Genomic DNA, 9,869 nt, shown 5'->3' on the forward strand with positions numbered 1-9,869 from the left:
GATGATTGCAATCGCAAAAACCAGACTTACATAGAACCCGAAAAGGGCCGCAACCCGGCCCGTTAACTCCAGGCCCGGCAGGGCAGACAGGTGTTTGATGACAACAATCATTACAGTCAGAAAGGGCGGCAAGGTCGTCATGGCTGGCGACGGGCAGGTGAGCCTCGGCCAGACCGTCATGAAGGGCAACGCCCGCAAGGTTCGCCGCATCGGCAAGGGTGAAGTGATTGCCGGTTTCGCAGGCGCGACGGCCGATGCTTTTACTTTGCTTGACCGCCTCGAGAAGAAACTCGAGCAATATCCCGGCCAGCTCATGCGCGCCGCCGTGGAACTCGCAAAAGACTGGCGCACGGATAAATATCTGCGCAATCTCGAAGCGATGATGCTGGTCGCCGATAAATCCACCACGCTTGCCATTACCGGCAATGGCGATGTGCTGGAGCCCGAGCACGGCGCAATCGCCATCGGTTCCGGCGGCAATTATGCTTTCGCCGCCGCCCGCGCCATGATGGATACCGACAAGTCGGCCGAAGACGTGGCCCGGCAGGCGCTCGATATCGCCGCCGATATCTGCGTTTATACCAATCACAATCTCGTCGTGGAAACGCTCGACGCCGAGTAAGCGTATTTCTCACCAATGGGTCCTGTGGGCCGGGCCGAATGGCCGGCCGGAGCAGGAAAGCCGAGAGGACAGAATGACCACTTTTTCTCCCCGGGAAATCGTCTCGGAACTGGACCGCCACATCATCGGTCAGCACGATGCAAAACGGGCGGTCGCGATTGCGCTGCGCAATCGCTGGCGTCGCCAGCAGCTCGATGAGAGCCTGCGCGACGAAGTCATGCCAAAAAATATTCTCATGATCGGGCCGACCGGTGTCGGCAAGACGGAAATCTCGCGCCGCCTCGCCAAGTTGGCCGGCGCGCCTTTCATCAAGGTTGAAGCCACCAAGTTCACCGAAGTCGGTTATGTCGGCCGCGATGTCGAGCAGATCATTCGTGACCTTGTCGAGATTGGTATCGGCCTCGTGCGCGAAAAGAAGCGCGCCGAAGTGCAGGCCAAGGCGCATCAGAGCGCCGAAGAGCGCGTGCTCGACGCGTTGGTCGGCTCAACCGCGTCACCGGGCACGCGCGAGAGCTTCCGCAAGAAGCTGCGCGATGGTGAATTGGACGACAAGGAAATTGACATCGAGGTGGCCGATAGCGGATCGGGCATGCCCGGTTTCGAAATCCCGGGCATGCCGGGCGCCAATATTGGCGTGCTCAACTTGTCGGAAATGTTCGGCAAAGCCATGGGCGGACGCACCAAGAAGGTGCGCACGACGGTGTCGAAATCCTATGCCGACCTTATCCGTGACGAATCCGACAAGCTGCTGGACAATGAGATGATCCAGCGCGAAGCGGTCAAGTCGGTGGAAAATGACGGCATCGTCTTCCTTGACGAGATCGACAAGATTGCCGCCCGCGATGGCGGCATGGGCGCCGGCGTCTCGCGCGAAGGCGTGCAGCGCGACCTGCTGCCGCTCGTCGAAGGCACGACGGTTTCGACCAAATATGGGCCGGTCAAGACCGACCATATCCTGTTCATCGCATCGGGCGCCTTCCATGTGGCGAAGCCGTCGGATCTCCTGCCTGAGCTTCAGGGCCGCCTGCCGATCCGCGTTGAGCTGAAGCCACTGACCAGGGAAGATTTCCGCCGTATCCTGACGGAGACGGAAGCAAGCCTCATCCGCCAGTACAAGGCGCTGATGGCGACGGAAGAACTGGATCTCGACTTCACCGACGACGCCATCGATGCTCTGGCTGATGTGGCCGTTCATCTCAACTCGTCGGTCGAAAATATCGGTGCCCGCCGTCTGCAGACGGTAATGGAGCGTGTTTTGGACGAAATTTCCTTCAACGCGCCGGATCGTGGCGGTTCCGCCGTCAAGATTGACCAGGAATATGTCCGTAAACACGTCGGCGACCTCGCCGCCGATACGGACCTCTCGCGCTATATTCTCTGAAGACTTCAGGGATCGAGGAAAGAAGAGTGCGGCCATATTTGCCGCACTCTTTTATTTTATCTGCCTCATCTCGCATTCAGCCCGCATTTTGTTTATGGGAAGGGCTGCATTCCGGTTGGAACCGTTTTAGTGGAATGATCAGGTTTTCCAGCACCTTTCGCTGGCAGAAGCCGCAGGCTTGAGAAAAGGCATTCGCTCGTGCGCAAAACTCTTCTGGCATTTGCCGCTGCTTTGACGTTTACCGTCACCGCGTCTTCTTATGTGCAGGCTGCAACGGTCGTGCCGCCGGGCAATCGCAATGCCGAGCAACCGGGCGTTCCCGGTGCTTCCGCAAAAAGAACCAAGGCGTCCAACACGTCTTTTGAGCGCAAATACCAGAAGGTCATCGATCTTTTGTCTTCCGACAAGGCGCTGATCGCCAAGATCAAGTCGACGGCCGGGCGTTACGGGATTGATCCGATCCATATGATCGGCGCGATCGTTGGCGAACACACTTATAATGTCGATGCCTATGACCGGCTGCAATCTTATTACGTCAAGGCAGCTTCTTACGCGGGTAGCAGCTTCCGTTTCGGCTATAAGGATGAAACGATTGCGCAGTTTCTGACGCATTCGCAATTTTCCAAATGCCAGTCGAAGAAGGATTCTTACAGTCTCTGGAACTGCCGGGAAGATGTATGGGATGACAGTTTCCGCGGCAAGACCGTCGATGGCGTGACCTATCCGAACAACCGTTTCAGTGCTGTGTTCTTCCAGCCCTTTTATGCCGGCCAGACCTTCGGCCTCGGCCAGATAAATCCGCTGACGGCGCTGATGCTGTCCGACATGGTGGCGAGAACGTCGGGTTATGAGAAGTTGGATGAGAACGACGCCACCGCGGTCTACACCGCCATCATGGACCCCGACCGCTCGCTGGCTTTCATGGCGGCCTCTATCCGCAAATCGATCGATGATTACCGGTCGATTGCCGATATGGACATTTCGAAGAATCCGGGCGTGACCTCTACGCTTTATAATGTCGGTGGGTCGCAACAGCGCGCTGCCATTCTGGCCCAAAAGAACCGCCAGCGCGCCGCAGGCGGGGAACAGCCACTGTTGCCGGAGGAAAATTATTACGGCTGGCTGGTGAATGACCGCATCAAGGATCTCCAGGCGCTTTTGTAGAAAACGGCGACTATCGGCTGCATTGTTTCCAAAAAGGAAATAATATTTGGCTGGCTGCCGCAATTGACGAGCGCCCGCCTCCGCGTCCAATCTGTGTTTCCAGAATAGAGGAGGCGCATGTGAGCCGCACGAATAAATTCGGCCTTTCCATCGATGACAGGCTTTATGCCTTTTTGACTGAAGATGTCCTGCCGGGCACGGGTCTAAACAGCGAGGCGTTCTTCGAAGGCTTTTCGACCATTGTTCACGAGCTTTCTCCGAAGAACCGTGAACTGCTCGCCAAGCGCGATGCGCTGCAGGAAAAAATCGACGGCTGGTACCGAGAGAGCGGTGCCCCCTCGGATTTCGATGTATACGAGGCATTCCTGAGGGAAATCGGATACCTTTTGCCGGAAGGTCCTGATTTCAAGGTGGAAACCAGCAACGTCGATCCGGAAATTGCTGCCGTCGCCGGTCCGCAGCTCGTTGTTCCCGTCATGAATGCCCGTTATGCGCTGAACGCCGCCAATGCCCGTTGGGGTTCGCTTTACGATGCACTCTATGGCACGGATGCCATTTCTGATGCCGATGGTGCCGAAAAGGGCAGGGCCTATAACCCGAAGCGCGGTGAAAAGGTCATCGCCTGGGCGCGCAACTTCCTCGATGAAACCGCTCCGCTTTTGAGCGGTAGCTGGTCTGATGTCACCGGTTTCGAGATCGTCGATGGGCTGCTGCAGCTTGTTGCCAGCAATGGTGGGACCGGTCTCAAGGACGAAACGCAATTCAAGGGTTTCACCGGGGAAGCGGCAAAGCCCGCGACGATCCTGCTCGGCAAGAACGGTCTGCATACCGAAATCGTGATCGATCCCTCGACCGAAATCGGCAAGGGCGACAGGGCGGGCATCTCTGATGTCATTCTTGAATCCGCCCTGACGACCATCATGGATTGCGAAGATTCGGTTGCCGCCGTCGATGCCGAGGACAAGGTTCTGGTTTACGGTAACTGGCTCGGCCTGATGCGTGGAGACCTGACGGAAGAGGTCTCGAAGGGCGGCCACACTTTCACACGCCGCCTCAACCCGGATCGCTATTATACAGCGCCCAATGGCTCCGCGCTGACGCTGCCGGGCCGGTCGCTGATGCTGGTGCGCAATGTCGGTCATCTCATGACCAATCCGGCAATCCTTGATTGGGATGGGCATGAAGTACCCGAGGGCATCATGGATGCCGTCGTCACGGCGCTCATTGCACTCTATGACGTCGGCCCTTCCGGGCGACGCCAGAACTCTCGGGCCGGCTCTATGTATGTGGTGAAGCCGAAGATGCATGGGCCGGAAGAAGTGGCCTTCGCCAACGAGATTTTCACGCGGGTCGAAGAGCTTGTCGGCATGCAGCCAAACACCATGAAGATGGGCATCATGGATGAGGAGCGCCGCACCACTGTTAACCTCAAGGAAAGCATTCGCGCAGCGAAGGATCGTGTGGTCTTCATCAATACAGGCTTCCTCGACCGTACCGGCGACGAAATCCATACCTCCATGGAAGCGGGTCCGATGATCCGCAAGGGCGACATGAAGCAGGCCGCCTGGATCGCCGCTTATGAAAACTGGAACGTCGATATCGGGCTAGAATGCGGTCTTTCCGGCCATGCGCAGATCGGCAAAGGCATGTGGGCCATGCCCGACCTGATGGCGGCGATGCTGGAGCAGAAGATTGCGCATCCGAAGGCCGGCGCCAACACCGCATGGGTGCCGTCGCCGACCGCTGCGACGCTGCATGCCACGCATTATCACAAGGTCGATGTCGCCGCTGTTCAGCAAGAGCTGAAAAGCCGCGGCCGTGCGAAGCTTTCCGACATTCTGTCAGTGCCGGTTGCGCCGCGTCCCAACTGGACGCCGGAAGAAATCCAGCGTGAACTCGACAACAATGCGCAGGGTATTCTAGGCTATGTCGTGCGCTGGGTCGATCAGGGTGTCGGCTGCTCCAAGGTACCAGACATCAACAATGTCGGTCTGATGGAGGATCGCGCGACGCTTCGCATTTCAGCGCAGCACATGGCGAACTGGCTGCGCCATGGCGTCGTGACAGAGGCGCAGATCGTCGAGACCATGAAGCGCATGGCGGCTGTGGTCGACGCGCAGAATGCAGGCGATCAAGCCTATCTGCCGATGGCGTCCGACTTCGAAGGATCGGTAGCCTTTCAGGCTGCTGTCGAACTGGTGTTGAAGGGCCGGGAGCAACCGAACGGCTACACTGAACCGGTCCTGCACCGCCGCCGCCTCGAGCTGAAGGCAAAGCAGGCGGCGTAATCTCCGCCCTTTTCACCAATAAAAAAGCCGCCGGGACGTTTCCCGGCGGCTTTTTCTTGATCTGCTGTTGCGGCCCTTACTGGATCACGACAACCTTGGTGCTGCGGCCAGGGCGGACGCGGCTGTAAAGGTCGATCACATCCTGGTTGATCATGCGGATGCAGCCGGAAGAAGCGGCGGTGCCGATCGAGGCCCATTCGGGCGAACCGTGGATACGGAACAGCGTATCCTGTCCCTTTTCGTTAAAGAGATACATGGCGCGCGCGCCGAGCGGGTTGGAAAGGCCCGGGCCCATGCCGGCCTCGACATATTTCGCCACTTCCGGCTTGCGGTCTGCCATTTCCTTTGGCGGATGCCACATCGGCCATTCCTGCTTCCAGGCCACATAGGCTTCACCGGCCCAGGCGAAACCAGCCTTGCCGACGCCAATGCCGTAACGGACGGCGCGGTTGCCGGAGAGGATATAATAAAGGAAACGATCGCGCGTATTGACGATGATCGTGCCGGGACGCTCGTTCGTCTGGAATTCGACGATTTGGCGGCGGTATTTTTCATTCACGCGGTTGATCGGGATGGCCGGCAGCGCATAGCCCGCATCGGTCACCGGACCGTAGACATCGTTGAAGATCTGAACCGTTTCGACCTTCGCCGGAACGGGATCGGCAACCGGTACGGAGGCTGCGATCTTGGCTGATGTTGGAGTGGCGGATTGGGAGGTAGTTTCGGCGCAGCCGGCCAGTGCCAGTGCTGCCGTCAGACCGAGTATGGTCAATGGGGTACGGATGCGCATGTCGTTCTCGCGGAAAATTCGCCAAATTGTGCGAAGGAGTAGGCTTAATAGGATAAATCGGTTATTTTCCATTCAGCCGCTCTTGGCAAGCCGTTGTGCAGCCGCGAAACGGCACCGCATTTAAAATTGCCGGTTGATTGCCTTTTTTGCAACAATAGGCCAAACGCTTCAGCAGCCTTTATCCATGACTATTCTTTCCGTTACCAACAATAATCCGTTAATCGACGGCCGCCAGTCGGACAAGGCGATGCTGGTGCGCCGCGGCGTGCAGGTGCTGTTGCACGAAATGCGCCACTCGGTCTTGCCGGAACTGCCGCTTGCAAGCGGGCGACGGGCAGATCTGATCAGCCTGTCGGTCAAGGGTGAAATCTGGATCATCGAGATCAAATCCTCGATCGAGGATTTCCGCGTCGATCGCAAATGGCCGGAATACCGCCTGCATTGCGATCGATTGTTTTTTGCCACCCATCCGGAAGTTCCAACCGATATATTCCCGGAGGAATGCGGGTTGATACTGTCGGATGGGTATGGCGCTCACATGCTTCGCGACGCGCCGGAACATAAATTGCCGCCGGCGACCCGCAAATCTGTCATGCTGGATTTTTCCAGAACCGCTGCGACCCGGCTTATGCTGGCGGAATGGACCACCGGGCGCAGCTTTGGCGAATAGGCGCTTATTTGGGCGCGCGCTTCGCGAGAATACGCTGCAGCGTCCTTCGGTGCATGTTCAGTCGCCGCGCCGTTTCCGAGACGTTGCGCTCGCACATCTCATAAACGCGCTGAATGTGCTCCCACCGAACCCGGTCGGCTGACATCGGGTTTTCGGGCACTTCCGTCTTTTCACCCTTGCGCTGCGTCAGGGCGTTGAACACGTCGTCGGCATCGGCAGGCTTGGCCAGATAGTCCAGCGCCCCCAGCTTTACGGCGGTAACAGCGGTGGCGATATTGCCGTAGCCGGTCAGAACGACGATCTGCGTGTCGTCGCGGTTCTGCCTGATGGCTTCGATCACCTCCAGCCCGTTGCCATCCGCAAGCCGCAGATCGACAACCGCATATTTCGGCGGCGCAGCCTTGGAACGCGCGATGCCTTCGCTCACGGTCTCGGCAGTGTCGACAATAAAGCCACGTGTCTCCATGGCCCGGGCAAGCCGCCGCAGGAAAGGGCCATCGTCATCAACGATCAGCAGAGATTTGTCAGGTCCGATAGGATCGATATCGTCCGCCGGCGCGCTTGTGGATGAGGTCTGGTCTTCTGTCTTCATGTCTCCGGCCTTCCGGCAACGTCATCGGCTTTTCTTGTTCTTATTGCCGCTTCAGCGTGAATGGTAAAGTCAACGGCTTCTTTTATCCTCCATGAGCGCCCGAGGCCAGACGATTGTGACCCGCGCGCCGGTTCCGGTTGTGCCGCGATTTTCGAACGCGACGGTGGCGCCGGAGCGCTCCAGCAAGGTCTTGGCGATAAAGAGCCCGAGCCCGAGCCCACCTGCACGTGTGTCATTGTGACGTTCGGTCACATAGGGCTCGCCGATACGGGCAAGCACGTCATGGGCATAACCTGGCCCATCGTCTTCAATGATGACTGCGACGTTCTGATGATCGTAATCCACCGTTACGGTGACTTTTTCGCGCGCATAATCCACGCCATTTTCAATGAGGTTGCCAAGGCCGTAGATGATGCCGGCATTGCGGATTCCGACCGGCTCGTCGGCGCGATTGTTCTTTTCAACCAGTTCCAGACAAATGCCGAATTCGCGATGCGGCGCCATTACCTCCTCGATCAGCGATGAAAGCGGCAGGCGGCGCATGTGCTCCTCATTGTCGGCGGACAGGGAGGTGAGACGACGCAGAATGTCGCGGCATCTTTCGCTCTGGCTGCGCAGCAGCGCTATGTCCTCGCCATATTTCTCATCATCCCCAAGTTCCCGCTCCATCTCCTTGGCGACGACGCTGATCGTCGCAAGGGGCGTACCCAGCTCGTGCGCTGCGGCGGCCGCCAGGCCGTCGAGCTGTGAAAGATGTTTTTCCCGTTCCAGCACCAGTTCGGTCGCAGCCAGCGCATCCGCGAGCTGATTGGCTTCGTGGGAAACGCGATAGGCATAAAAAGCTGCGAAAGACGTGGTGGCAATGATCGCCACCCAGGTGCCGACATGCAGCAGAAGCTGGATCGGCAAGACCTCACCGGGATACCAGGGAACCGGAAAGGGCGAAAAGGCGATCGCCGTCGAGCAGATGACGGCAAAGCCGAGGAGAATGAGGGAATGCCGCAACGGTTGGGAGGCAAAGGCAATGATGACCTGCACGCAGATCAGCGGCGCGAAAGGATTGGAAAGTCCGCCCGTGATATAGATCAGCGCCGTCAATTGCAAAAGGTCAAAGGCCAGCAGCAATGTCGCTTCCCACGGCTCCAGCCGGTAGGTGGAGGGAAAACGGGCCGTGAGAAAAAGGTTGGCGAGCGCCAGCGCCGCGATCAAAAGGCCGCAGGCCAAAAGTGGCAGCGGAAAATTCAGCCCGAAGGCGACAAGCAGGATCGTCGCCGTCTGTCCCGCAACCGCCAGCCAGCGAAGCCACACAATGGTCTGCAACCTTATCCTGCGGCTGGCGCGGCCAAGCCTGGTGGTTTCGATCGGATGGCCAGCCACCTTCGTCTCCTTTACCCTTGTCATCATCACGTTCCGCGCGGTTTCGCACGGCTGGTCGGCAGGGCATCGGCGGGATCCTCCGGCCACGGATGACGCGGATAGCGACCACGCATATCTGCCCGCACGTCCTTCCACGATCCCGCCCAGAAGCCGGGAAGATCACGCGTCGTCTGTATCGGCCTGTGCGCCGGCGACGTCAATTCCAGGAGCAGCGGCAACCGCCCCTGCGCAATGGCCGGGTGCGCCTTCAGCCCGAAAAGCTCCTGCACGCGAATGGAAAGCGTCGGCTCGCTGGCGTCATAGCGGATGGGATGCCGCTGGCCCGTCGGCGCTTCGAAATGGGTCGGCGCCAGCCTGCCGAGATCTCGGGCGACCTCATGTGGCACCAGGGACAGAATCCCTTCGGAAAGACTGCCGGGCCGGATGTCCTGAAGGCTCCGGACGCCATGCTGAAAAGGGATGAACCATTCGTCCAGCCGCGAAAGCAACGCCTCGTCGCTGACATCCGGCCAGGGCTCTCCGATGCTGGCATTCAGAAATCCGATCCGATCGCGCAATTGCGCGGTCTCTTTCGAAAAAGGAAGTATGCCGGTGCCGAAATCCCGAACGCCGTTGGCGAGCGCTTGCGCTGCCTGCTCACCGTCGGGACGGGGCAGGGGCGTTTCGTCCAGAATGATGGCGCCCAGACGCACTACCCGGCGCGCCCGCGCCTGTCCGCTCGCCCTGTCGAACAGCAGCTGATCCTGCTGAACGATAAGATGTGGCATACGCTCTTCTATATCAGCCCTGTCGATGCCGGCCGCCGCAAGGATGCGCGGCTGCGCGGCCCGTCCCGTAATGTCAGCGACAACAAGCATTCGGCTCGCCGCCAGCCGCTCCGTTTCAGCCAGTTCAGCCCCGCGGCCATTCGCCATGACATACCGGCCGCGCGCGCCGCGCTGAAGCGCGATCCTGTCCGGATATGCGTGCAGCAGAAGCGGTCCTG

Annotated in this window: 9 protein-coding genes (1 of these 9 cut by a window edge); 5 read left to right on the plus strand and 4 right to left on the minus strand. The window is 58.9% G+C overall.

The window, feature by feature from the left end; translation table 11 throughout:
* The first annotated feature begins 97 nt into the window (after positions 1 to 97).
* The 4 genes from hslV to EYD00_RS12500 all read left to right on the plus strand — a co-directional run bounded on the left by hslV (position 98) and on the right by EYD00_RS12500 (position 5,455).
* Positions 98 to 622, plus strand: a complete 525-nt coding sequence (gene hslV / locus EYD00_RS12485) for an ATP-dependent protease subunit HslV (protein ID WP_004444336.1) — start codon at positions 98 to 100, stop codon at positions 620 to 622.
* Between the two features lie 73 nt (positions 623 to 695).
* The gene (gene hslU / locus EYD00_RS12490; RefSeq protein WP_004444342.1) at positions 696 to 2,003 is read left to right on the plus strand and encodes an ATP-dependent protease ATPase subunit HslU; all 1,308 of its coding nucleotides are present in this window, start codon (positions 696 to 698) and stop codon (positions 2,001 to 2,003) included.
* A gap of 198 nt (positions 2,004 to 2,201) precedes the next feature.
* Positions 2,202 to 3,167, plus strand: a complete 966-nt coding sequence (locus EYD00_RS12495; protein ID WP_004444344.1) for a DUF1402 family protein — start codon at positions 2,202 to 2,204, stop codon at positions 3,165 to 3,167.
* A 119-nt stretch (positions 3,168 to 3,286) separates the two neighbouring features.
* Entirely contained in the window at positions 3,287 to 5,455 is a 2,169-nt protein-coding gene (locus EYD00_RS12500; protein ID WP_004444346.1) for a malate synthase G, read from the plus strand.
* Positions 5,456 to 5,531: 76 nt separating this feature from the next.
* Here the strand turns inward: EYD00_RS12500 and EYD00_RS12505 are convergent, their stop codons facing one another.
* Positions 5,532 to 6,245 carry a L,D-transpeptidase gene (locus tag EYD00_RS12505; RefSeq protein ID WP_004444348.1) on the minus strand — a complete coding sequence of 238 codons (714 nt, stop codon included), beginning with the start codon at positions 6,243 to 6,245 and terminating at the stop codon, positions 5,532 to 5,534.
* 184 nt (positions 6,246 to 6,429) lie between these two features.
* Here EYD00_RS12505 and EYD00_RS12510 point away from each other — a divergent pair, with 184 nt between their 5' ends.
* Positions 6,430 to 6,915, plus strand: a complete 486-nt coding sequence (locus EYD00_RS12510; RefSeq protein ID WP_004444350.1) for an MmcB family DNA repair protein — start codon at positions 6,430 to 6,432, stop codon at positions 6,913 to 6,915.
* 4 nt (positions 6,916 to 6,919) lie between these two features.
* On the opposite strand, the gene EYD00_RS12515 is transcribed toward EYD00_RS12510, so the two are convergent.
* From EYD00_RS12515 to hrpB, 3 genes are all read right to left on the minus strand, one after another.
* Positions 6,920 to 7,507: an ActR/PrrA/RegA family redox response regulator transcription factor gene (locus EYD00_RS12515; protein ID WP_004444351.1), complete on the minus strand. Its 588-nt coding sequence runs from the start codon at positions 7,505 to 7,507 to the stop codon at positions 6,920 to 6,922.
* Positions 7,508 to 7,576: 69 nt separating this feature from the next.
* The gene (actS, locus tag EYD00_RS12520) at positions 7,577 to 8,884 is read right to left on the minus strand and encodes a two-component system sensor histidine kinase ActS (protein ID WP_081859604.1); all 1,308 of its coding nucleotides are present in this window, start codon (positions 8,882 to 8,884) and stop codon (positions 7,577 to 7,579) included.
* Between the two features lie 26 nt (positions 8,885 to 8,910).
* Positions 8,911 to 9,869, minus strand: the final stretch of a protein-coding gene (gene hrpB / locus EYD00_RS12525) for an ATP-dependent helicase HrpB (RefSeq protein WP_004444355.1). It continues 1,528 nt past the right edge of the window; only the last 959 of its 2,487 coding nucleotides appear in the window; its start codon lies beyond the right edge, outside the window; its stop codon occupies positions 8,911 to 8,913.

The sequence above is a fragment of the Agrobacterium sp. 33MFTa1.1 genome, assembly GCF_004328495.1.
GTDB classification, from domain to species: Bacteria; Pseudomonadota; Alphaproteobacteria; order Rhizobiales; family Rhizobiaceae; genus Agrobacterium; species Agrobacterium pusense.